Origin of the sequence: Azorhizobium doebereinerae UFLA1-100 (genome assembly GCF_000473085.1) — a bacterium.
GTDB classification, from domain to species: domain Bacteria; phylum Pseudomonadota; class Alphaproteobacteria; order Rhizobiales; family Xanthobacteraceae; genus Azorhizobium; species Azorhizobium doebereinerae.
In genome coordinates this window covers 1-22,193 of the sequence record NZ_AXBA01000003.1, presented here as the reverse complement: position 1 = coordinate 22,193, position 22,193 = coordinate 1, and the positions used below count along the sequence as shown (strand labels likewise).

Here is a 22,193-nt window from a genome sequence, read left to right as displayed (position 1 = left end):
CCCCGCGACAGCTGCCGCCAAGTCACGCATCTACCGGATGGAGCCCTTACGCGATGAACGATCAGATTCTTGACCTTGCCGGGATCGGCATCGGCCCGTTCAACCTCAGCCTCGCCGCGCAGCTCGACTCCGTGGCCGACGCGCGGGCCCGCTTCTTCGACCGCCAGCCGTCCTTCGCCTGGCATCCGGGCATGATGCTGCCCGGCGCCGAATTGCAGACCTCGTGCCTGAAAGACCTCGTCACGGCGACCAACCCCACCAGCCCGTGGTCTTTCCTGGCCTATCTCGTCGCCCACAAGCGCTTCTACAGCTTCATGAACGCCGAGTTCGACGCGCTGCCGCGCCAGGAATTCGCCAATTACCTCGCCTGGGCGGCGGGCGCGCTCGACAACCTGAGCTTCGGCTCGGCGGTGCGTGAGCTGGATTTTGCCCGCGGCGCCTTCGTGCTGCGCCTCGACGGCGGCGAGGTCACCGCCCGCAACGTGTCGCTGGGCATCGGTCTGGTGCCGGACGTGCCGGCCTGGGCGAACGGGCTGCTCGGCGACACCTGCTTCCATGCCAGCGAGACCATGCGCCGCCTGCCGGCGCTCAAGGCCCGCCGGGTGGCGGTGGTGGGCGGCGGGCAGAGCGGGGCGGAAGTGTTCCTGGCCCTGCTCAACCAGGAAAGCGAGACGCGGGACGTGTCCTGGATCAGCCGCCGGCCGAACTTCGACCCGCTGGACGCCACCCCCTTCACCAACGAGCTGTTCACCCCCGGCTATGTCACCGATTTCCACCGCATCGGCGAGGATGCCCGCAACGCCAGCCTCGCCCGGCAGAAGCTGGCCAGCGACGGCGCCTCGCCCTCGACGCTGCTCGCCATCTACCGCCGCATCTATGCCCTGCGCCACCTGGACGGCGGCACGCTCAACCCGGCGCTGATGCCCGGCCGCGAGGTGATCCAGATGGACCGCCAGACCGGCGAATACCGGCTCATCATGCGCAACAGCTTCGACGGCGGCATCGAGATCGTGCATGCCGACGCGGTGGTGTTCGCCACCGGCTATGCCTTCAAGGTGCCGGACTTCCTCGCGCCCCTGCGCGAGCGCATCCCCAGCGACCGCAAGGGCAATTTCCAGCTCGCCGCCGACTTCAGCCTGGCCTGGGACGGGCCCCGGCAGAACCGCATCTTCGCGCTCAATGCCGGCCGCCACAGCCACGGCATCGCCGAGCCGCAGCTGAGCGTCATGGCCTGGCGCAGCTCGGTCATCGTCAATGCCCTGCTGGGGCGGGCGCATTTCGACCTCGACCTGCCCGAGCCGGTGGTCACCTGGGCCAGCACCGGGGCGCCCCGCGACCGGGCAACCGGCACGCTCGCGGCCGCCGATGCCTGATAGGCCACCAATCGCCGGGCTCAGCCGGCGCACGTTGCTGGGCGGCCTGCTGGCCGCGCCGCTCGCAGCCCCGCCGGCGTTCGCGCCGGCGGGGTTCGCCGTTGCTGCGGAACCGCACTTTCCCGCGCCGCTGCGGCGGCTGGCGGCGCTCGACTATGGCCTCGCCGAGACGCTGATCGCGCTCGGCCAGCCGCCCGTCGCGCTGGTCGGCGCGCAGGACTGGCACCGCTGGGTGGCGGAGCCGCCGCTGCCGCCGGGCGTGGTGAATCTGGGCAGCAGCCGCGAGCCCAATCTGGAGCTGTTGCAGCAGCTCCGGCCGGAGGCCATCCTCTCCACGCCCTATCTCGCCGGCATCGCCCACCGGCTGGAGCAGATCGCCCCCGTGCTGACCTTTCCCATCTATGTGCCGGGCGGCCGCCCGCTGGCGCTGGCCATCGAGGCGCTGGAGCGCCTCGCCATCCTGACCGGCCGGGAGGATGCGGGTGCCGCCGTGCTGAAGCAGGCGGAGGCGACCTTCGCGGCGGTGCGCGCGCGGCTCCGCCCGCAGCGCGACCGGCCGCTCTATCTGGTCAGCATCATGGACAGCCGGCATGTGCGCGTCTACGGCGCGGGCAGCCTGTTCCAGGACGTGCTGGAGCGCATCGGCCTCGCCAATGCCTATCAGGGCCCGACCAATTTCTGGGGCTTCACCACGCTGGGCATCGAGGCGCTGGCGCCCGATCCGCGCGCCCGCCTCGTCACGTTCGATCCCGTGCCCGCCGGCGCCATGCAGGCGCTCGCGCGCAACCCGCTGTGGACCAGCCAGCCGTTCGTCAAGTCCGGGCAGGTGCTGGGCCTGCCGGCCGTGCTGATGTTCGGCGCCGTGCCCTCCGCCCTGCGCTTCGCGCGGCTGCTCGACGCAGCTTTGGCGCCGGAAAGCGGCGCGCCTGAGGGAAGCTCCCATGGCTGACGTCGCCCTCGCCCGCCGCGCCGCCCGCCCGGCCCGGCCCTGGATGCTGGCGGCGGGGCTCGTCCTTCCCGCCGCCGCGCTGTCGCTGCTGGCGCTGGCCCAGGCCCTGCCGCCCGCGCTGTGGCTCGACGCGGTGCTGACGCCAGATGCGGGCGACCTGCGGCAATTGCTGGTGCATTACGCCCTGCTGCCGCGCATGGCCGCCAGCATCCTGTGCGGCGCCGCCCTGGCGCTGGCTGGGGCCATCTTCCAGCAGGTGCTGCGCAATCCGCTGGCCTCGCCGACCACGCTCGGCGTCTCGGCCGGCGCCAAGCTCGCTTTGGCGCTGGCCACGCTGTGGGCGCCCGGCCTGTTCGTGCTGGGCCGGGAATGGATCGCGCTTGGCGGCGGCGCTCTCGCCATCGGCGCGGTGTTCGCCTTGTCCTGGCGCAAGGGGCTCTCGCCGCTGGCGGTGGTGCTGGCCGGGCTGGTGCTCGGGCTCTATTGCGGGGCGGTGTCCGCCGCCCTCATCCTGTTCAAGGAGCATTATCTCACCGGCCTGTTCATCTGGGGCAGCGGCGCGCTCAGCCAGCAGGGCTGGGAGACGGTGGCCACCCTCGCCCTCCAGCTGGCGGCGGCGGCCGCGCTGGTGGCGCTGATGATCCGCCCGCTCACCCTGCTGTCGCTGGAGGATGCCGGGGCCCAGAGCCTCGGCGTCTCGCTGCACGGCACCCGCCTCGCGGCGCTGTCGCTGGCGGTGGCGCTCACCGCCTTCGTGGTGAGCGGGGTCGGCGTCATCGGCTTCATCGGCCTCGTCGCCCCGGCCCTGGCGCGGCTCGCCGGCGCGCGGCGGCTGCGCGACCAGTTGGTCTGGGCGCCGGTGATGGGCGCCGGCCTGCTCTGGCTGACCGACCAGTTGGTGCAGCGCACCGGCGGCCTGTCCGGCGGCATCCTGCCCACCGGCGCGGTGACCGCGCTGTTCGGCTCGCCGCTGCTGCTCTGGCTGCTGCCGCGCCTGCGCGTCGCCGCGCCACCGCCCCGCACCGAAGCCGCCACCGCCGTGCGCCGGGACCATGCCGCGCCGCTGCTGGCGGGTCTCGGCGGCCTGCTGCTGATCGGCCTCGCCGTGTCGCTGGCCGTCGGGCGCACGCCCGAGGGCGGCTGGGCCATCGCCACCAGCGACCTCGCCGGCCTGCTGCCGTGGCGGGCACCGCGCGCCTTCGCCGCCTTGTGCGCGGGCGCCATGCTGGCGCTGGCGGGGGGCATCCTCCAGCGCCTCACCCGCAACCCCATGGCCAGCCCCGAGGTGCTGGGCGTGGGCGCGGGGGCGGCCTTCGGCCTCATCGTGGCGCTGTTCACGGTGACGGCGGCGGGCCGCGAGATCCAGCTCGCCTCGGCCTGCGCCGGGGCCTTCGGCGTGCTGTTCATCATCGTCATCCTCGGCCGCAGGACCGGCTTCACGCCAGAGCGCGTGCTGCTGGCGGGCATCGCGCTCGGCGCGCTGTTCGACGCGCTGGTGGGCGCGCTGACCGCCAGCGGCGACCCGCGCGGCCTGCTGCTGCTCAACTGGATGACCGGCTCCACCTATCAGGTGGACGGTCTCCAGGCCGCATGGTCCGCCGCCTGCGCCGTGGTGCTGATCGCCCTGACCGCTCTTTGCACGCGCTGGCTCGACCTGATGCCGCTGGGCGACGCGCCGGGGCAGGCGCTCGGGCTCGACCTCGGGCGGGTGCGCTTCATCCTGCTCGGCCTCGCCGCCGGGCTGACGGCGACGGCCACCCTGGTGGTGGGGCCGCTCACCTTCGTCGGGCTGATGGCGCCGCATCTCGCCACCCGGCTGGGGCTGCGCCGCGCCCTGCCGCAGATGGCCGGGGCGGCGCTGGTGGGCGCGCTCATCATGCTGGTGGCCGACTGGCTCGGCCGCATGATCGCCTTCCCCTGGCAGATGCCGGCGGGGCTGATCGCGACGCTGATCGGCGGCCCGGCGCTGATGTGGCTTCTGGCAAGGAGATGACGGTGGACGCAATCACCCTGGACGCACGGCCCGCCCTGATGCCCGAGACCGTGCAGTTCGACCTCGCCCCCCGCGCGGGCGGCCCGCCCTACCGCATCTTCCTGCGCATTCCGCCGGGCGCGGCGCCGGCGAGCGGCTGGCCGACGCTCTACATGCTGGACGGCAATGCGGTGGCCGGCACGGCGGCGGAGGCGCTGCGCGTGCAGGCGGACTATCCCACCGGCACCGGCATCAGGGAGGGCGCGCTGATCTCCATCGGCTATCCCACGGACGGCGCCTATGACAGCGTGCGCCGCTCCTGGGACATGGGGCCGCCGCCCGGCGCCACCTATCCGCCGCACAGCGCCGACGGGCCTCCGGTGCGGACCGGCGGGGCCGACCATTTCCTCGCCTTCATCGAGGATGAGCTGAAGCCGGAGATCGCCCGCCGCCTGCCGGTGGACTTAGGCCGGCAGGCGCTCTTCGGCCATTCCTTCGGCGGGTTGTGCGTGCTGCACGCGCTGTTCACCCGGCCGGCGGCGTTCGCCCACTTCATCGCTATCAGCCCGGCCATCTGGTGGGAGGATGCGGTGGTGCTGAAGAGCGAGGCGCTGTTCGCCGCCGCGCCGCGGCCCGCCCGCGTGTTCCTGGCGGCGGCGGAATATGAGCAGGCGCTGGCGCCCTTCCACGAGCGCCTCGCGGACCCTGACGCGCGGCGCGCGCGCTACGCTTCCAACCGCGTGGTGGACAATGCCCGCGAGCTGGCCGGGCGGCTCGGCGCCCTGCCCGGCGTCCATGCGGAATTCGCGCTGTTCGAGGGCGAGACCCACATGTCGGTGCTGCCGATCGCCATCAACCGCGCCATCCGCTTCGCCCTGGGGCCGGACGCGCCGTGAGCTGACGCGCCCGCTCCGCACGGCGGGGGCGCGCGGAAGTCCATCGGCACGACCTCGCGGGACATTGCTCCCGTCGCCGTGGCATGGGAGCCGACCGGCCCGTCCCCGGACGCCGGCGCGGGACAGCTTTGCCTCAGGACATCTCAAGACACCTTGCCCGCGGACCGCGAGCCTACGCAGGCATCGCGAGGCGATGCGCACCCGCATGCCGCCCGGACTGGCGCACCTGAAGAAAGCTGCCGAGCAACATCCGGCCGCCGTGCGCAGCTATGCGGTGCACTAGCCATCCGTAGGGATGCAAATTGCGCACGATATGTATACGATCCCTTGATCCAGGATTGAAGATACGGCGCATGGCACTCTACGATACCATCATTTCCGGCGGAACGGTCGTCACCGCCTCCGACCGCATCCTCTGCGACGTCGCCATCAAGGACGGACGCATCGTCGCCCTCGGAAGCGGCCTCACCGACGCCGCCGAGATCATCGACGCCACCGGCAAGCTGGTGCTGCCCGGCGGCGTGGACGCCCATGTCCACATCGCCCAGCCCTCCGGCGAGGGCATCGTGATGGCGGACGATTTCGAGAGCGGCACCCGCTCCGCCGCGCTCGGCGGCACCACCACCATCCTGCCCTTCTGCTTGCAGGAGAAGGGCCAGAGCCTGCGCACGGCGCTGAAGGATTATCACGCCAAGGCCGATGGCGAATGCCATGTGGACGTGAGCTTCCACCTCATCATCTCCGACCCCACCGACCAGGTGCTCGGCCAGGAGCTGCCGGCGCTGGTGGAGGATGGCTACACCTCGTTCAAGATCTTCATGACCTACGAGGGGCTGGCGCTGAACGACCGCGAGATCCTCGACGTCATGTCGGTGGCCCGCGACACCGGCGCCCTCGTGATGGTGCATGCGGAGAATTACGACGCCATCCGCTTCCTCACCGAGCAGTTGGAGAAGCGCGGCCAGACCGCGCCGCGCTTCCACGGCACCTCCCGCCCCATCGCGGTGGAGCGCGAGGCGACCCACCGCGCCATCTCGCTGGCCGAACTGGTGGATGTGCCGGTGATGATCGTCCATGTCTCCAACCGCGAGGCCATGGAGCAGATCCGCTGGGCGCAGCAGAAGGGCCTCACCGTGCTCGGCGAGACCTGCACCCAGTATCTGGTGCTCACCGAGAAGGACATGGACGGCCTCGGCATGGAGGGCGCCAAATACGTCTGCTCGCCGCCGCCGCGCGACACCGCCAGCCAGGAAGCCTGCTGGGAGGGCCTGCGCACGGGCACCTTCACCGTGTTCTCCTCCGACCACTGCCCGTTCCGCTATGACGACCCGCAGGGCAAGCTCACGCCGAAGGGGCGCACCTCCTTCCGCTGGGTGCCGAACGGCATCCCCGGCGTCGGCGCGCGCCTGCCGGTGCTGTTCTCCGAAGGCGTCATGAAGGGCCGCATCGACCTGGAGCGCTTCGTCGCGCTCACCGCCACCAATCCGGCCAAGACCTACGGCCTCTACCCCCGCAAGGGCACCATCGCGGTGGGCGCGGACGCGGACATCGCCATTTGGGACCCCAATAGGAAGCAGACGCTCACCCACGAGCTGATCCGCGACGGGGCCGACTATACCCCCTACGAGGGCATCGAGATCACCGGCTGGCCGGTGCTGACCCTGCTGCGCGGCAAGACCGTGGTGCGCGAGGGGGAACTGGTGGGGCCGAAGGGCCTCGGCCAGCATCTCGCCCGCGCCAAGTCGCCCTATGCGGTGCGCCGGGAGCCCGGCGCCGCATGAGCGAGAGTGAGGCGGAAGAGGCTGGGGTCCGCGAAACCGGCCGGATCGGGGGCATCAACCTCTCCAACCTCGCCTATGGCGCGGTGTCCGAGATGATCCGCCGCCGCCGCCTGCGCGGCGGCGAGGTCATCGTCGAGCAGCGCCTCGCCGAGACGCTGGGCATCTCCCGCACCCCGTTGCGCGAGGCGCTCCAGCGCCTGGAGGGCGAGGGCCTGGTGGTGAAGGGCACGGGCCGCTCCTACATGGTGCGGCACGTGGACCTGAAGGAATATCTGCAGAGCCTGAGGGTGCGTGAGATCCTGGAGCCGGAGGCGGCCGGGCTCGCCGCCGGCCATATCCCGCGCGGCGAGATCGCCGAAGTGCGGGCCGAGATCAACACCCTGCGCACCGCCGTGCCCTATCACACCGACGCTCATTGGCGATCGGACGACAACCTGCACGAGCTCTACGCCCGCCACTGCGGCAACGACGTGCTGGCCGGCATGATCCGCTCGCTGCGCGTCACCACCCGCCTGTTCGAGATCGCCCGCCTCGCCGACCGGCTGGCGGCGGATTCCGCCGAGCACCTGCTCATCGTCGAGGCGCTGGAGCAGGAGGATGCCAAGGCGGCGCGCCGCGCGGTGCAGAGCCATCTGCGCAGCCTCGGCAAGGACACGCTCGCCGGGGTGCGCTGAGCCGCCGGCCGCGCCGCGGCCGCCGACGGCTCGGATGGCCCCGTGGTCAGAGACCCTGCCCGCCCGACACCTCGATCCGTTGGGCGTTGACCCATTGATTGTCGTCGGCCAGCAGGCTGGAGATCATCCGGCCGATGTCATCCGGCAGGCCCACGCGCCCGAGCGCGGTCACGTCCGCCAGATCCCGGTTGATCTGCGGATTGTCACGCACCACGCCGCCGCCGAAATCGGTCTCGATGGCCCCCGGCGCCACGGTATTGACGGCAATGCCGCGCGCACCCCACTCCTTGGCCATGTAACGCGTCAGCACCTCCACCGCTCCCTTCGCGGCGGCATAGGCCGCATAGCCCGGCAGGCTCATGCGCGTCAGGCCCGACGAGATGTTCACGATGCGCCCGCCGTCGGCGATCAGCGGCAGGAGTGCCTGGGTGAGGAAGAAGACGCCCTTGAAATGCACGTTCACCAGAGCGTCGAACTGGGCTTCGGAAGGCGGCAGGAGTGCCTGGGTGAGGAAGAAGACGCCCTTGAAATGCACGTTCACCAGAGCGTCGAACTGGGCTTCGGAAGTCTGCGCGATGGACGCATATGCGCCATGGCCGGCATTGTTCACGAGATGGTCGAACGTCTCGCGTCCCCAGGTCTCCCTCAGCGCCATCCTGAGGCGGTCGGCGAACGGCGCGAAGGCGGCCACGTCGCCGCTGTCGAGCTGGAAGGCCAGGGCCTTGCGCCCCATCGCCTCCACCTGGGCGACCATCGCCTGCGCGGCATCGCCGCTGCTGTGATAGGTCACGATAACGTCATTGCCTTTTTCCGCGAGGTGAAGGGCGGTGTTGCGGCCGAGGCCACGGCTGGCGCCGGTCACGAGCGAGATCTTGGTCATGGGTCCATCTCCTTGCTGGCGGGACGCCGTTGGTATCCCTCAAAGGCGATGGCCGATGTTGCCGAATGGTCGGCAAAGCTTGCCCAATCCTCCAATCCGGCTTGCGTGTCGCTGGACATGCGATAGGCTTGCGGCATGAGCGATCTCCTCGACGCCGTCCGCCGCCATGCGGAAATTCACGCCGATGCGGCGGGCATTGCCCGGACGCCGATACCCGGTGTGATGATGGTGCGCGCCACGGCACCGAGCGACCTGCTGCACGCGGTTTCCCGGCCCATCGCCGGCCTCGTCCTCCAGGGCAGCAAGCGGGTGACCCTGGGCACGCAGGCCTTCGCCTTTTCCGCCGGCGCCTCCCTGCTGATCACGGCGGACGTGCCGACCGTCAGCCAGATCACGCGCGCCAGCATCGCCGCCCCCTACCTGTCCTTCGTGCTGGAACTCGATCCCAGCCTGATTGCCGCGCTGGTGGCCGAAATGGGCGAGACCGACCCGGGCGATGCCGCCCCGGTCCGGGTCGAGCCCACCGACACCGAGGTGGCGGATGCCGCGCTGCGGCTCCTGCGGCTTCTCGAGCGGCCGGCCACCCTGCCGGTGCTGCAGGCGCAGTTGCTGCGGGAGCTGCATTATTGGCTGCTGGCCGGGCGGCATGGTCCGGCCATCCGGCGCCTGGGCTGGCCGGAAGGCCATGCGGGACGCATCGCCAGGGCGGTCGCGCTGCTGCGGAGCGACTTTGCCAGCCCGCTGCCGGTGGAACGGCTCGCGGCAACCGCCGGCATGAGCCTGTCCTCCTTCCACCAGCATTTCCGCGCGGTGACGTCCCTGACGCCGCTGCAGTTCCAGAAGCACCTGCGGCTCATCGAGGCCCGCCGCCTGATGTGGGCGGACGGTGTGAGCGCGTCGAACGCCGCCTTCGCCGTGGGCTATGAGAGCGCCACGCAGTTCACCCGCGAATATGGCCGCATGTTCGGCACCCCGCCGGCCCGCGATACGCGGCTCGCACGCGACAAGGGCCTCGCCGCAGCCTGATGGCGCGTTCCGTTCAGCGCACGCGCCCGAAGCGCACCACGCCGATGCCGCTCGCCGCGACCACGAGCCCACCGACGATGGCGCTGGCGGACGGCACCTCGTCGAACAGCAGGAAGCCCAGCAGCATCGCCCAGACGATCTGCGAATAGACCAGCGGCGACACCACCGCCGTCGGCGCCCGCCGGAAGGCACCTGCCATCAGCAGTTGCCCGCAGGTACCGAGCAGGCCGGCGGCGCACAGCAGCAGCCAGGCATTCAGCTCCATCGGCTGGAAGGACACGAGCCCGACCGAACCGGTCACGAGCGCGCCGATGCCCGCCCACAGCACCAGCGTGAGGGCCCCCTCCAGGCGCCCGGCATGGCGGGTCAGCACATAGAAGACCGCATTGGCCATGGCCTGGGCGAGCGGAAACAGCATGGCCAGCGACAGCGCCCCGGCGGGATCAAGCGCGATCAGCACGCCCGCGAAGCCGAGGCCCATGCAGACCCACTGCGCCGTCCGCGGCCGCTCGCCCAGGAACACCAGCGCGAGGAGCGTCGCCATGAGCGGGGCGGAGAAGGTGAGCGCATAGGTCTGGGCCATGGGCAGGTGGCCGAGCGACAGGGTGATGAGCACCGTGGTCGCGAACAGGCAGGCGCCGCGAACCAGATGCAGGCCCAGTTGTTGCGTCCGCAGGGCCTGGGGTGCGGCGGCCCGGGCCACCACCAGCAGCACCGTCACCTGAACGAGGTTTCGGAAGAACACCAGTGGCCCGATGGGATGGTGCACCGAGAGGTGCTTGAGCAGCGAATCCAGCAGCGTCAGGCACAGCATGGCGCCGAGCATCATCGGCACCGCCACCCATGAGCCGGCGGAGCTTGCCGGCGCCGCGTCCGTCCGCGCCACGCTCAGTGCCGCAGGATCTTGGAGACGAAGTCCCGCGTGCGGGCATGCTCCGGCGCGTCGAAGATCTGCGCCGGGGCGCCGGTCTCGACGATCTTGCCGCCGGCCATGAACACCACGCGGGAGGCCACCTCGCGGATGAAGGCCATCTCGTGCGAGACGATGAGCATGGTCATGCCTTCCTTGGCCAGAAGGCGGATGGTGTCCAGCACCTCGGAGACCAGTTCGGGATCGAGCGCCGCCGTCACCTCGTCCAGCAGCAGGATTTCCGGGTGCAGCGCCAGCGCGCGCACGATGGCGACGCGCTGCTGCTGCCCGCCCGACAATTCGTCCGGATAGCGCTTCAGCTTGTCGCCCAGCCCCACCTTGGCGAGGAGCGCGCGGGCCTCCTCCTCCACCTCCTTGCGCGGCCGCTTCTTGATCTTCACCGGCGCGACGCAGACGTTCTCCAGCACGCTCATGTTCTGGAACAGATTGTATTGCTGGAACACGATGGCGATGCGGTCGCGCAGGCGTCGCACCTGGGTGGCATCGGCATAGTTCACGCCCTCGCCGTCCAGCTTCACCATGCCGGCCACCGGCGGCAGCAGGCCCATGAGCACGCGCAGGATGGTGCTCTTGCCGGAGCCGGACGGGCCGATGAGGCCGATCACGTCCGCCCGGCCCACGGTCAGGTCGATGCCGGACAGAACGGTGTGTTCGCCGTAGCGGGCTTCAAGCCCGGCGATGTCGAGATGATGCAAGTCGAGCCTCCAGGAGCACGCCGAGGCGCGACAGCGGGTAGGAAATGGCGAAATAGACCAGGAGGATCACGCCGAAGCTCAGCGCGGCGGAGAACCCCTTGTTGTTGAGCACCTTGCCCACATAGGTCAGCTCGATGACGCCGATCTGCGAGGCCAGCGCCGTGTCCTTGATGAACATGACGAAATAACCGAACGCCGGCGGCAGCACGATGCGCCAGGCCTGCGGCAGGATCACCAGGCGGATGGTATCGAGCAGCGAGAAGTTCATCGTCGCCGCGGCTTCCCACTGGTTGGGATGCACCGACTTGAAGCCGCCGCGGATGATCTCGGCCAGGAACGCCCCGGCGATCACCGTCACCGACACCGCCGCCACCGCGAACAGCGGGATGTCGTAGCCCGTCGCCTGGAAGGCAAAGAAGCAGAGCATCAGCGTGACCAGGAAGGGCACGCGGCGGAACACCTCGGTGAAGATGAGCGCGAGGATGCGCAGCGGCGCGAGCCAGCGGCTCCGCGTCACCCGCGTCACCGCCAGCGCCAGCCCGATGGCGGTGCCGAGGATGCAGCCGAGCGCGGAAAGCGCCAGCGTGGTGCCCGCCGCCTTGGCGATGAAGACGAGATTGTAATAGGTGGCGAAGCGCGGCCACTCCTCGGCGATCTGGCTCCACATCAGATCAGCTCCGTGCGGGCGCGGAACAGGACCCGGCCGAGCAGCGCCAGCCCCACCGAGGCCGCCAGCGTCAGCACCACATAGATGCCGGCCGTCACCGAGAAGATCTCGATGGAGCGGAAGGTCTGCGCGTTGATGTTGAACGCCTCGCCGGTCAGTTCCTCCACGCCGAACACGGCGGCCATGGAAGTGCCGAGCGTGACGATGATGAACTGGTTGGACAAAGGCGGGAACAGCACTTTCGCCACATGGGGCAGGATCACGTAGCGGATCTGCTGGAGGCGCGAGAAGCCCATCACCTCCGCCGCCTCCATCTCCGAGGCGCGGCGGCTCTCGAAGCCCGCGCGCTGGATCTCGGTGAGATAGGCACCGGCGTTCAGCGTCATGCCGATCACCACCGCCATGAAGGAGGAGAGAAGGATGCCCATGTCGGGCAGCGCGAAATAGAGAAAATAGATCTGCACCAGCTGCGGCGTATTGGTGAAGAACACCACATAGGCGCCGACGATCCGCGCCAGCCAGCGCGGGCCGAAGGATTTCACCCCCGCGCAGGCCGTGCCGATGAGCAGCCCGCCGCAGAAGGCGAGCACCGCGATCTGCAGCGAGACCACGGCGCCCTCCAGGAGGCGCGGGAGAAACGGCCAGATCTGGCCGAACTGCAAGGTATAGGACATGGAACCGCGTCGGCAGGGTGAAAGGGCCGGCCGGCGGCGCCCGCCGGCTCTCACACGTGAGGAAGGACGATCAGATCAGAAGAAGGGCTGGGCGCCCACCGGCTTGATCATGTCCATGCCGAACCACTTCTTCCACAGCTCCTGGGTCTTGCCCTTGCGATAGAGTTCGAAGATGGCGACGTTGAGCCAGTCCTTCAGGCCGGTGGAGCCCTTCGCGACGCCGAGGCCGCAGTAATAGACGTCGATGGGGGTATCGACGATCTTCCACTCCGTCTTGTACTTGGCCATGTGCTCGCCCATGAAGTCGATCACGTCGATCATGGCCGTGCCACGGCCCTGCGACAGCGCGCGCACCGCATCGGGATAATTGTCGAGCAGCGTGACCTTGGCGTTCTTCAGGTTTTCCTCGATGAACTTCACCGGGGTCGAGCCGCGCACCTGCACGAAGGTGACCGACGGATCATCGAGCTGCTTCCAGTCGGTATAGGGCTTGTCCTTGGTGGTGAGCACGCCCAGCACCTCGGTGTGCACCGGCACGGTGAAGTCGATCACCTTGGCCCGGTCCGGATTGCGCGTCATGGCGCCCATGACGAAATCGATCTTGCCGGCGGTGACGAAGGGGATGCGGTCGGGCGAGCCCACCTGCACCACCTCCAGCTTCACGCCCAGCATCTTGGCGATCTCGGCGGCATAGTCGACGTCGAAGCCGACGATCTCGTTCTTCTCGTCGAACTTGCCGAGCGGTGGCAGCGTCGGGTTGACGCCCACGCGGATGGTGCCGGACTTGATGATCTCGTCCAGCGTCCGCGCCTCCACCGCCTGCGGCAGCAGCGCGCCGGCAACCGCCATGGCGATCGCGCCGGCAGCGAGCAAAGACTTCAGCATATGTGCTTCTCCCAACCTCTGGAACCCGGCCGGCGTCGCCGTTTTCGCGACTTCCATTTGCCAAACGGTGGACAATTTGTATACAAACGCGCTGTCTGTAAAGACCAAATCACGCCCCTCTCCCGGGGATTCGTGGAGCCGAAAGCGAGCCGTGCGGATGACCGCGAACATGATGGTGCGCATATGACCCAGCCGGACCAGCGCCCCACGGTGACCATCACCGTGGACGGCGCCGCGCTCCGGGCGCGCGAAGGCGAGATGCTGACCACCGCGCTCGCCCGGCACGGCCTGCTGCGCCTGCGCCGGAGCCCGAACGCGGGCACGCCGCGCGGCGCCTTCTGCCACATGGGCGTGTGCCAGGAATGCGCGCTGCACGTGGACGGCGCGATCCGCCAGGCCTGCCTGACGCCGGTTTCCGCCGGCATGGCGGTGGAACGCCGGGGGGTGCTGTGACCCACGACGTCATCGTTCTCGGTGCCGGCCCGGCCGGCGCCAATGCCGCGCTCGCCGCCGCCGAGGCCGGGCTGAAGGTGGTGCTGTTCGAGCAGCAGCCGGCCGCCGGCGGGCAGGTCTGGCGCGCGCCGCTGCCCGGGCTCCGCATGCCGTCCTCTCCCGAAAAGGACAGCGGCGATGCGCTGCGCGCCCGTCTTGCCGCCTCCGCCGTCGAGATCCGCTTCGGCCGCACCGTCTGGTCGGTGGGGCAACATTTCCGCGTGGATGCGGTGGGGCCGGGCGGCAATGAGCATGCGGAGGCGCCGCGCCTCATCGCCGCCACCGGCGCGCATGAGCGCGTGGTGCCCTTCCCCGGCTGGACGCTGCCGGGCGTGATCGGCCTTGCCGCGGCCACGGTGCTGCTGAAATCGCACGGCGCCCTGCCCGGCACGCGCGTGGTGGTCGCTGGCTGCGGCCCGCTGCTGGCGGTGGTGGCGGCGGGCATCCTGAAGGCCGGCGGCACGGTCGCGGCCATCGCCGATCTCGCCGGCCCCGGCGACTGGCTCAAGGCGCTGCCGGCGCTGGCCAGCCAGCCGCGCCTGCTAATGCGCGGTGCCGCCTGGGCGCTGAAGATCGGCGGCGCGCGCATCCCGGTCCATTTCCGCCACGGCGTGCGCGCGGCGGACGGGGGCGAAGCGATAGAACAGGTGCGGCTGGCGCCCGTGGATGCGGCCGGCGGCTTCTCCGCCGGGCCCGAGATCACGCTCGCGGCCGATGCGCTGTGCGTCGGCCATGGGCTCGTGCCGGGCGCCGAAATCCCACGCCTGTTCCGCACCGCCCAGACCTTCGACCGCCGGCGCGGCGGCTTCATTCCACGCCTCGACGCGTGCGGCCGCACCAGCCTCAATGGCCTCTATGCCTGCGGCGACGGCGTCGGCATCCGGGGGGCGCTCGTGGCGGAGGCGGCAGGACGGCTGGCCGGGCTCGCCAGCGCCCACGACGCCGGTGCCCTCTCCGCCGATGCGTTCGCAGCCGCAGCCGGGCAGGCGCGCGCACGCATCGCCCAGGCCCGTGCCTTCTCCGACGCCATGGCGGAGATGATGGCCCTGCGCCCGGCGCAGGTGGCCGCCATCCCGCCGGAGACGGTGGTGTGCCGCTGCGAGGACGTCACCCGCGCCGACATCGAGGCGGCGCATGCGGACGGCGCGCGCGACCTCAACCAGTTGAAGCAGTTCACCCGCTGCGGCATGGGCCCCTGCCAGGGCCGCTTCTGCGGCGACGTGGCGGGCGAACTGCTCGCCGCCAAGGTGGGCTCGCGCGAGGCGGTGGGTGCCTTCACCGCCCGCCCGCCGCTGCGCCCCGTGCCGCTCGCCGACCTGATGGGGGCGTTCGATTACGCGGACATCCCCATTCCCGCTCCGGCCCCGCTATGATTCACGATCTCGCTGTCATCGGCGGTGGTGTCCACGGCTCCACCGTCGCCCTGTTCGCCGCCCGCGGCGGCATGAAGGTCACGCTCATCGAGCGCGGCCCGCTCTGCCGCGAGGCCTCCGGCGTCAATGCCGGCACCCTCACCCTGCAGATGACGCGCGTGGCGCTCATCCCCTATGCACTGCGCGCCCACGCCATGTGGGCCAGCGCCCGCGAATGGCTGGGGCACGACGTGGGCGTGGTGGTCTGCGACGGCCTTTCGCTCGCCTTCACCGAGCAGGAGGAAGAACTGCTCTCCTTCCGGGCGGGGAAGCGGCGGGAGGCGGGGGCGCCCATCTCGCTGGTCAGCGGCGCCGAGGCGCGAAGGATCGAGCCCGGCGTCTCGGACACCGTGCGTCTCGCCGGCTACTGCAAGGTGGACGGCTTCGCCAACGCCTATCTCACCGGCCTCGCCTTCCGCCGCGCGCTGATCGACGCCGGCGTGGCGCTGCAAGAGAACACGCCCGCATCGGGCATTGTGCGCGAGGACGGCGGCTTCGCGGTGCAGACGTCGAACGGCGTCGTGCGGGCGAGGCGCATCGTGCTGGCGGGCGGGGTGTGGATCGAGCCCATGCTGGCCTGGCTCGGCATCGCCTTGCCTATCAAGACCCTCATCAACCAGCTCGTCGTCACCGAGCGCGTGCGCCCGGTGATGCGCACCGTGGTGGGCATCGCCAACGGCCTCCTGTCGCTGAAGCAGTATCCGCACGGCACGGTGGTCATCGGCGGCGGCTGGCAGGGGATCGGCGACCGCGAGCGCGGCGGCGTGGAGCTGCTGCCGGACCGCGTCATCGGCAACGTGCGCCTCGCCTGCCACGCCATTCCCGACCTGAAGGCCGCCCGCGTGGCGCGCGCCTGGGCCGGGCTGGAGGCGGAGACGGCGGACGCCCTGCCCGCCGCCGGGCCGATCCCCGGCATCCCCGACGCCTATGTCTGCGGCAGCGTCCATTCCGGCTACACCAGCGGCCCCTACATCGCCCGCCTGCTGGCCGAGCGCATCCTGGGGCACGAGACGGACCTGCCCCTCTTTCCCATTGATCGCCTGCTCGGCACGGCGACACCCTCCGAGGCCCGCCATGACTGAACGCTTCGTCCAACGCCTCTCCGGCATCCATGCGGCGACCGTGGTGCCCATGCGCGCGGACTTCTCGGTGGACGAGGAGGCCCTCGCCGCGCACATCGCCGGCGTCACCGCCGTGCCCGGCATCCGCGGGCTGCTCATCAACGGCCATGCGGGCGAGAATTTCGTGCTGTCCCCGGCGGAGAAGCGCCGCGTGGTGGAGATCGCCCGCGCTGCAAGCCCGAAGGACTGCCTCATCGTCTCCGGCGTCAATCACGAATCCAGCCTGGAGGCCGCCCGCGAGGCGGCCGAGATGGAGCAGGCCGGGGCCGACGGCCTGCTGGTCTTCCCACCCAACAGCTGGGCGCTTGGCCATGCGGACGACTGCACGCTGCTGCACCATCGCCTGATCGCCGAGGCCACCAGCCTGCCGCTGATGCTCTATGGCGCGCCGGTCGGCGCCGGCGCCATGTCCTACGCCCCCCGGGTGCTGGCGCGCCTGGTGGAGGACCCGCGCTTCGTCGCCATCAAGGACGGCAGCTGGGAGGTGGCGGCCTATGAGGAAAACCTGCGCCTCATCCGCGCTCTGCGGCCGGACTTCGCCGTGCTCGGCTCCGGCGATGAGCATCTGCTGACCAGCTACGTCATCGGCAGCGCCGGCAGCCAGGTCAGCCTCGCCGCGGTCGTGCCGGAGCTGGTGGTCGCCCTGTGGGACGCGGCCGAAGCCGGCGACTGGACCCGCGCCCGGGCGGTGCACGAGGCGCTCTACCCGCTCTCCGTCGCCATCTACCGCGACGCGCCGGGTGGGCGGGCCACCGCGCGGCTGAAGACCTGCCTGAAGCTGCTGGGCCGGCTCGGCAGCGACGCCCTGCGCCCGCCCCAGCCGCCGTGCGACACCCGCGAGACCGCTGCCCTCGCCGCCGCCCTCGCCGCCGCCGGCGCTCAGGTCCGCACGGCCGCCTGACGCCGCTTGTTGCGAGAATCTGACGCAGCGTCACTCGTATAGCCCAGGCCGCTTGCGACTAATTCTGTAAACTTTATATAGAGGAGGAAGATCAACAAGGAGGCTCCCATGGCCCGCCTGCCGCTCCGTACCCCTGCCGATGCGCCCGACGCGGCCAAGCCCGCGCTGGAAGCGGCCGAGAAGGCCAATGGCTATCTGCCCAACCTGCTGCGCGTGCTCGCCAACGCGCCGGTGGCGCTGGAGACCTATCTGACCGTTTCCGGCATCAACGCCCGCGCCTCGCTGCCGCTTGCCGAGCGCGAGGCGGTGCAGATCACCGCCGCCGCGACCCATGGCTGCGGCTTCTGCGTCGCCGGCCACACGGCCATCGCCGAAAAGAAGGCCCACCTGCCGGGCGAGACCATCGCCGCCCTGCGCGCCAAGGCGCAGGTGCCGGATGCGCGGCTCGATGCCGTCGCCCGCTTCACCGAGGCGGTGATCGCCCATCGCGGCGCCGTGCCGGACGAGGCGCTGGCGCGCTTCAAGGCGGCCGGCTTCGACGACCAGCAGGCGCTGGAAGTGGTGCTCGGCGTCAGCCTCGCCACCTTGTGCAACTTCGCCAACAATCTCGGCCAGCCGCCCCTCAACGCGCAGCTCGCCGCCTATCGGTGGGACCCGCGCTCCGTCCCGGCCGCCGCGGAATGACCGCCCATTCCGCTCCACGCCCCGGCCAAGGGGATCCCGGCTGCGCCCTCTGGCTCGCCGAGGCGGCCGACGCGCTCGACACAAGCGCGGACCACGCCGCCGACGTGCTGCCGCGCCTCGCCGCGGCCGGCCTGCCGGCGATCGGCGTGCCGACGGCGCGGGGCGGCGCGGGCGGCACCATCGTCGACGCGCTGGACGCCTTGTCGGAGGTGGCGACCCGGTCGCTTGCCGCCGCCTTCGTGCTGTGGGGCCACCGCACCTATATCGAATACCTGCTCCAGAGCCCGAACACCGCGCTCGGCGACGAAGCGCTGCCCGGCCTCCTGGACGGCACCCTCGCCGGCGCGACCGGACTGTCCAACGCGATGAAGCACCTGGCCGGCATGGAGCCGCTTCAGGTGGTGGCGCGGCGGGATGACGCCGGGCTGCGCGTCGACGGCGCCCTGCCCTGGGTCACCAACCTGCGGCGCGAGGGCTTCCATGTCGCCGCCGCCGTGGACGGGCCCGACGGCGTGCCTGTCGTCGCCGCCTTCGCCCATGACGATGCCGGCCTCGCGCGCTCCGCCGACCTCGACCTCATGGGCATGCGCGCCACCAACACGGCGGCCCTGTCGCTGAACGCGGTGCGAATCGGGCCGCAGCGCATCATCGCGGCCGACGCCAGAGCGTGGCTGCCCCGTGTGCGGCCCGCCTTCGCCGGCCTGCAATGCGGCATGTCCATCGGCCTCGCCCGGCGGGCGCTGGCCGAGACCCGGGCCGCCGGAGGCTCCGGCCGCGGCGTGCTGGCCGCCCCCCTGGCCGACGCCACGCAGCGGCTGGAGGCGGCCCAGTCCGCCCTGTTCGCCGGCCTGCGCGCCCGCGCCTTCGAAGCCAATGCCGCCCCGTTGTTCGAGCTGCGCATCGCGCTGGCGGAGGTGGTCGCCGAGGCGGTGTCGCTGGAACTCCAGGCGCTGGGCGGCAAGGCCTATCTCACCGGGCCCGGCCGTGGCTTTGCCCGCCGCAGTCGCGAGGCGGCCTTCATCCCGGTCATCACCCCGAGCCTGGTGCAATTGAAGACCGCGCTCGCCAAGGCGCGCGAGAGCGCGGCATGACCCCCGCCGTGGTGCCCCCGGCCTTGCAGGCGCAGGCCGTCTGCCTGCGCTATCCGGGCGCCCAGGCCCGCGTGCTGGCGGATTTCTCGCTCGACCTTGCCCCTGGCGAGGTGGTGGCGCTGCTCGGGCCTTCCGGCGTCGGCAAGTCCAGCCTGCTGCGCGTGCTCGCCGGCCTCCAGCCGCCGGACAGCGGACAGGTGGTGATGGCGGGCACGCCGGTCACCACGGTGCATCCCCGCCTGGCGCTGGCCTTCCAGAATCCCGGGCTGCTGCCGTGGCTCGATCTGGAACGGAACGTCGCCTTCGGCCTCGATTTCAAGCGCCAGCCGAAGCTGTCGCGCGAGGAGCGCAGGGCGCGGGTGGATACGGCGATCGCGGAAGTGGGCCTCGACCATGCCCGCGGGCTGAAACCCGCGCAGCTCTCCGGCGGCATGGCCCAGCGCGCGGCGCTGGCCCGCTGCCTTGCCCGCAAGCCGCAGGTGCTGCTGCTGGACGAGCCCTTCGGCGCGCTGGACGAGGTGACCCGCGCGGAGATGCAGGACCTGCTGCTGAAGGTGGTGGAGGACTTCAACACCGCCGCCGTGCTGGTGACCCACGACATCGACGAGGCGCTGCTGGTGGCCGACCGGGTGGTGCTGCTGGGCGGATCGCCGGGGCGGGAGATCGGCCAGTGGTCGCTCACCCTGCCCAAGCCGCGCGGCGGCTTCATTTCAGAATTGGGCGCGGTGCGGGTGGAGATCCTCACCACCTTGCGCGCCGCGATCCGCAATCATTGAGGGGGACACGCCGTGCTGACAGACGATTTCTTCTCCCGCCGCGACATGCTGAAGCTCTCGGCGCTGCTCACCGCTTCCGGCGCCGCCCCCTTCATCCAGGCCGGCGCCGCGCGGGCGCAGGACAAGGATGCGCCGGTGCGGGTCGGCTACCTGCCGATCACCGACGCCACGCCGCTGCTTGTCGCCCATGGCAAGGGCTTCTACGAGGCGGAAGGCCTGAAGGCCGACAAGCCGGTGCTGTTCCGCAGCTGGTCGCAGATCGTGGAGGCGTTCCTGTCCGGCCAGGTGAACGTGGTCCACCTGCTCTCCCCCATCACGGTGTGGGCGCGCTACGGCAGCAAGGCCCCGGCCAAGGTGGTCGCCTGGAACCACACCAGCGGCTCAGGCCTCACGGTCGGGCCGGACATCCAGTCGGTGAAGGACCTGGGCGGCAAGACCGTCGCCATCCCCTTCTGGTATTCCATCCATAACGTCGTGTTGCAGACGCTGCTGCGCGAGAACGGCCTCACCCCCGTGTCCAAGAAGACCGGCACGCCGGCGGCCAACGAGGTGAACCTGCTCATCATGGCCCCGTCCGACATGGTGCCGGCGCTCGCCGCCAGCCAGATCGCCGGCTATATCGTCGCCGAGCCGTTCAATGCCGCGGCGGAGGTGCTGAAGGTCGGCCGGGTGCTGCGCTTCACCGGCGACGTATGGAAGGACCATGCCTGCTGCGTGGTCTTCATGCAGGAGAAGGACCTCGCCGAGCGGCCGGAATGGTCGCAGAAGGTGGTGAACGCCATCGTGAAGGCGCAGGGCTGGACCCGCGCCAATCGCGGCGAGACGGCGGAACTGCTGTCCAAGGACAATGCCAACAAATACACCCCGCACAGCGTCGAGGTGCTGAAGCGCGTGCTCGATCCCGGCCCGGCGGACGAGACCGCCTATATCCAGTCCGGCGCCATCCGCCATCCTGACTGGCGCGAGAAGCGCATCGACTTCCAGCCCTATCCCTTCCCCAGCTATACTGAGGAACTGGTCACGCGCCTGAAGGGCACGCTGGTGGAAGGTGATCGCGGCTTCCTGGATGCGCTCGATCCCGCCTTCGCCGCCAGGGACCTGGTGGACGACCGCTTCGTGAAGGCTGCGCTCGCCCAATCCGGCGGCCTTGCCGCCTTCGGCCTGCCGGACAGCTTCACCCGGACGGAAGTCATCGTCGCGTGAACGCCAGGATCGACCCGCCCCGTCCCGCGCCCACCGCCCCGGCCACCGGCCATGAGGGCGCGGGGGCCGCGCGCGGCAAGACTCGCGTGGGCCATGCCCTGCTCGGGGCGGCGGGCCTGATCCTCCTGCTCCTGTTGTGGTGGCTGGGCGCCGATGTCCTGGCGAAGCCCGGCAGCTTCGCGCAGAAGTTCTCGCCTTCGACCGCCCTGCCCACGCTCTGGCGGCTGCTGGTCCACTCCGATCTGCCGCTGCATATCCTCATCAGCCTGAAGCGGGTGCTGGTCGGCCTCGCCATCGCGCTGGCCGTCGGGGTGCCGGTGGGCCTCATGGTGGGCGGTTCCCTGCGGGCGGAGGCGGCGACCACGCCCGCCTTCCAGTTCCTGCGCATGATCTCGCCGCTCTCCTGGATGCCCATCGCGGTGATGGTGTTCGGGGTGGGCGACGCGCCGATCTATTTCCTGCTCGCCTTCGCCACGGTGTGGCCGATCCTGCTCTCCACGGCGGCGGGCGTGCGGCAGATCGACCCGCAATGGCTGCTGCTTTCGCGCAGCCTCGCCGCCACCGGCTGGGAGACACTCTCAAGGGTGATCCTGCCGGCCGTGCTCGGCCACGTGCTCACCGGGGTCCGGCTCGCCATCGGCATCGCCTGGATCGTGCTGGTGCCGTGCGAGATGCTCGGCGTCTCGGCAGGGCTCGGCTACTTCATCCTCGATACGCGGGACCGCCTCGCCTATCCCGAGCTCATGGCCACGATCCTGGTCATCGGCCTCATCGGCTTCGCGCTCGACGCCCTCGCCCGCGCCCTGGTGGAGCGCGTCGCGCCCGGCCGACGCTAGGTAGTGTGGACTCTTGGGGTTCCCGGGCTGAATGATCTGTGATTCAAAGCTGCCTTTGATGAGGCAGCGATGGGTGTTCTTGATCGACTGGTGCTTGGGGATGAGCAGTGGGCGCGGATAGCGCCGCACATCATCGGCGACGAGCGGACGCGCGGCTCTTCGGGCCGGGACAATCGTATGTTCATCGAGGCGGTGCTGTGGATCGTGCGCACCGGCTCGCCTTGGCGCGATCTGCCGGAGCTGTTTGGAGAATGGAACACCGTCTTCCGTCGCT

Annotated in this window: 24 protein-coding genes; 17 read left to right on the top strand and 7 right to left on the bottom strand. The window is 70.6% G+C overall.

The features are described 5' to 3' along the window. The first annotated feature begins 53 nt into the window (after positions 1 to 53). From YU1_RS0104135 to YU1_RS0104105, 6 genes are all read left to right on the top strand, one after another. Positions 54 to 1,373 carry a lysine N(6)-hydroxylase/L-ornithine N(5)-oxygenase family protein gene (locus YU1_RS0104135; protein ID WP_029002982.1) on the top strand — a complete coding sequence of 440 codons (1,320 nt, stop codon included), beginning with the start codon at positions 54 to 56 and terminating at the stop codon, positions 1,371 to 1,373. Then, the gene (locus YU1_RS27900; protein ID WP_035713813.1) at positions 1,366 to 2,322 is read left to right on the top strand and encodes an ABC transporter substrate-binding protein; all 957 of its coding nucleotides are present in this window, start codon (positions 1,366 to 1,368) and stop codon (positions 2,320 to 2,322) included. The genes YU1_RS0104135 and YU1_RS27900 overlap by 8 nt, the downstream gene beginning before the upstream one ends. Beyond that, positions 2,315 to 4,315, top strand: coding sequence for a Fe(3+)-hydroxamate ABC transporter permease FhuB (gene fhuB / locus YU1_RS0104125; protein WP_029002981.1), 2,001 nt, complete (start codon positions 2,315 to 2,317; stop codon positions 4,313 to 4,315). The genes YU1_RS27900 and fhuB overlap by 8 nt, the downstream gene beginning before the upstream one ends. 2 nt (positions 4,316 to 4,317) lie before the next feature. Then, entirely contained in the window at positions 4,318 to 5,190 is an 873-nt protein-coding gene (locus tag YU1_RS0104120; RefSeq protein ID WP_245263222.1) for an alpha/beta hydrolase, read from the top strand. A 353-nt stretch (positions 5,191 to 5,543) separates the two neighbouring features. Beyond that, on the top strand, positions 5,544 to 6,971 hold the full coding sequence (hydA, locus tag YU1_RS0104110; RefSeq protein WP_029002979.1) for a dihydropyrimidinase: 1,428 nt from the start codon (positions 5,544 to 5,546) through the stop codon (positions 6,969 to 6,971). Continuing rightward, on the top strand, positions 6,968 to 7,645 hold the full coding sequence (locus tag YU1_RS0104105; RefSeq protein WP_029002978.1) for a GntR family transcriptional regulator: 678 nt from the start codon (positions 6,968 to 6,970) through the stop codon (positions 7,643 to 7,645). The genes hydA and YU1_RS0104105 overlap by 4 nt, the downstream gene beginning before the upstream one ends. 46 nt (positions 7,646 to 7,691) lie before the next feature. Here the strand turns inward: YU1_RS0104105 and YU1_RS0104100 are convergent, their stop codons facing one another. Together YU1_RS0104100 and YU1_RS33360 are read right to left on the bottom strand one after the other, a co-directional pair. Continuing rightward, positions 7,692 to 8,525, bottom strand: a complete 834-nt coding sequence (locus YU1_RS0104100; protein WP_029002977.1) for an SDR family NAD(P)-dependent oxidoreductase — start codon at positions 8,523 to 8,525, stop codon at positions 7,692 to 7,694. After that, a complete protein-coding gene (locus YU1_RS33360) occupies positions 8,522 to 8,662 on the bottom strand; it encodes a hypothetical protein (protein WP_156921956.1) in 141 nt (46 codons plus the stop codon). The genes YU1_RS0104100 and YU1_RS33360 overlap by 4 nt, the downstream gene beginning before the upstream one ends. Between YU1_RS33360 and YU1_RS0104095 the strand changes: the two genes are divergently transcribed. Then, the gene (locus tag YU1_RS0104095) at positions 8,661 to 9,551 is read left to right on the top strand and encodes an AraC family transcriptional regulator (protein WP_029002976.1); all 891 of its coding nucleotides are present in this window, start codon (positions 8,661 to 8,663) and stop codon (positions 9,549 to 9,551) included. The two genes, YU1_RS33360 and YU1_RS0104095, sit on opposite strands and share 2 nt — an antisense overlap. A 13-nt stretch (positions 9,552 to 9,564) precedes the next feature. Here YU1_RS0104095 and YU1_RS0104090 read toward each other — a convergent pair whose 3' ends face one another. The 5 genes from YU1_RS0104090 to YU1_RS0104070 all read right to left on the bottom strand — a co-directional run bounded on the left by YU1_RS0104090 (position 9,565) and on the right by YU1_RS0104070 (position 13,403). Continuing rightward, complete coding sequence (locus tag YU1_RS0104090) at positions 9,565 to 10,437, bottom strand: DMT family transporter (RefSeq protein WP_035713809.1); 873 nt, start codon at positions 10,435 to 10,437, stop codon at positions 9,565 to 9,567. A gap of 2 nt (positions 10,438 to 10,439) precedes the next feature. Beyond that, positions 10,440 to 11,177: an amino acid ABC transporter ATP-binding protein gene (locus YU1_RS0104085; protein WP_029002974.1), complete on the bottom strand. Its 738-nt coding sequence runs from the start codon at positions 11,175 to 11,177 to the stop codon at positions 10,440 to 10,442. Then, positions 11,149 to 11,844, bottom strand: coding sequence for an amino acid ABC transporter permease (locus YU1_RS0104080; protein WP_035713806.1), 696 nt, complete (start codon positions 11,842 to 11,844; stop codon positions 11,149 to 11,151). Before YU1_RS0104080 ends, YU1_RS0104085 begins: the two co-directional genes overlap by 29 nt. Continuing rightward, complete coding sequence (locus YU1_RS0104075; protein ID WP_029002972.1) at positions 11,844 to 12,518, bottom strand: amino acid ABC transporter permease; 675 nt, start codon at positions 12,516 to 12,518, stop codon at positions 11,844 to 11,846. The genes YU1_RS0104080 and YU1_RS0104075 overlap by 1 nt, the downstream gene beginning before the upstream one ends. A 75-nt stretch (positions 12,519 to 12,593) precedes the next feature. Beyond that, positions 12,594 to 13,403, bottom strand: coding sequence for a transporter substrate-binding domain-containing protein (locus tag YU1_RS0104070; protein ID WP_029002971.1), 810 nt, complete (start codon positions 13,401 to 13,403; stop codon positions 12,594 to 12,596). Between the two features lie 183 nt (positions 13,404 to 13,586). Here YU1_RS0104070 and YU1_RS0104065 point away from each other — a divergent pair, with 183 nt between their 5' ends. The 10 genes from YU1_RS0104065 to YU1_RS27890 all read left to right on the top strand — a co-directional run. Further along, positions 13,587 to 13,856 (top strand): (2Fe-2S)-binding protein, encoded by a 270-nt coding sequence (locus YU1_RS0104065; protein WP_029002970.1) that lies wholly within the window; start codon positions 13,587 to 13,589, stop codon positions 13,854 to 13,856. After that, positions 13,853 to 15,268 (top strand): FAD/NAD(P)-dependent oxidoreductase, encoded by a 1,416-nt coding sequence (locus tag YU1_RS0104060; protein WP_029002969.1) that lies wholly within the window; start codon positions 13,853 to 13,855, stop codon positions 15,266 to 15,268. Before YU1_RS0104065 ends, YU1_RS0104060 begins: the two co-directional genes overlap by 4 nt. Continuing rightward, on the top strand, positions 15,265 to 16,389 hold the full coding sequence (locus YU1_RS0104055; protein ID WP_029002968.1) for an NAD(P)/FAD-dependent oxidoreductase: 1,125 nt from the start codon (positions 15,265 to 15,267) through the stop codon (positions 16,387 to 16,389). Before YU1_RS0104060 ends, YU1_RS0104055 begins: the two co-directional genes overlap by 4 nt. Next, positions 16,382 to 17,329 carry a dihydrodipicolinate synthase family protein gene (locus YU1_RS0104050; RefSeq protein ID WP_029002967.1) on the top strand — a complete coding sequence of 316 codons (948 nt, stop codon included), beginning with the start codon at positions 16,382 to 16,384 and terminating at the stop codon, positions 17,327 to 17,329. Before YU1_RS0104055 ends, YU1_RS0104050 begins: the two co-directional genes overlap by 8 nt. Positions 17,330 to 17,437: 108 nt before the next feature. Further along, on the top strand, positions 17,438 to 18,013 hold the full coding sequence (locus tag YU1_RS0104045; protein WP_029002966.1) for a carboxymuconolactone decarboxylase family protein: 576 nt from the start codon (positions 17,438 to 17,440) through the stop codon (positions 18,011 to 18,013). Next, entirely contained in the window at positions 18,010 to 19,104 is a 1,095-nt protein-coding gene (locus tag YU1_RS0104040; protein ID WP_029002965.1) for an acyl-CoA dehydrogenase family protein, read from the top strand. Before YU1_RS0104045 ends, YU1_RS0104040 begins: the two co-directional genes overlap by 4 nt. Further along, complete coding sequence (locus YU1_RS27895) at positions 19,101 to 19,880, top strand: ABC transporter ATP-binding protein (RefSeq protein WP_035713801.1); 780 nt, start codon at positions 19,101 to 19,103, stop codon at positions 19,878 to 19,880. The genes YU1_RS0104040 and YU1_RS27895 overlap by 4 nt, the downstream gene beginning before the upstream one ends. A gap of 12 nt (positions 19,881 to 19,892) precedes the next feature. Then, positions 19,893 to 21,083: an ABC transporter substrate-binding protein gene (locus tag YU1_RS0104030; RefSeq protein WP_245263221.1), complete on the top strand. Its 1,191-nt coding sequence runs from the start codon at positions 19,893 to 19,895 to the stop codon at positions 21,081 to 21,083. Continuing rightward, positions 21,080 to 21,919: an ABC transporter permease gene (locus YU1_RS0104025; protein WP_084539652.1), complete on the top strand. Its 840-nt coding sequence runs from the start codon at positions 21,080 to 21,082 to the stop codon at positions 21,917 to 21,919. Before YU1_RS0104030 ends, YU1_RS0104025 begins: the two co-directional genes overlap by 4 nt. A gap of 69 nt (positions 21,920 to 21,988) precedes the next feature. Beyond that, positions 21,989 to 22,193, top strand: a 205-nt coding sequence (locus tag YU1_RS27890) for a transposase (protein WP_035713895.1), incomplete at its 3' end; no start/stop codon positions are given.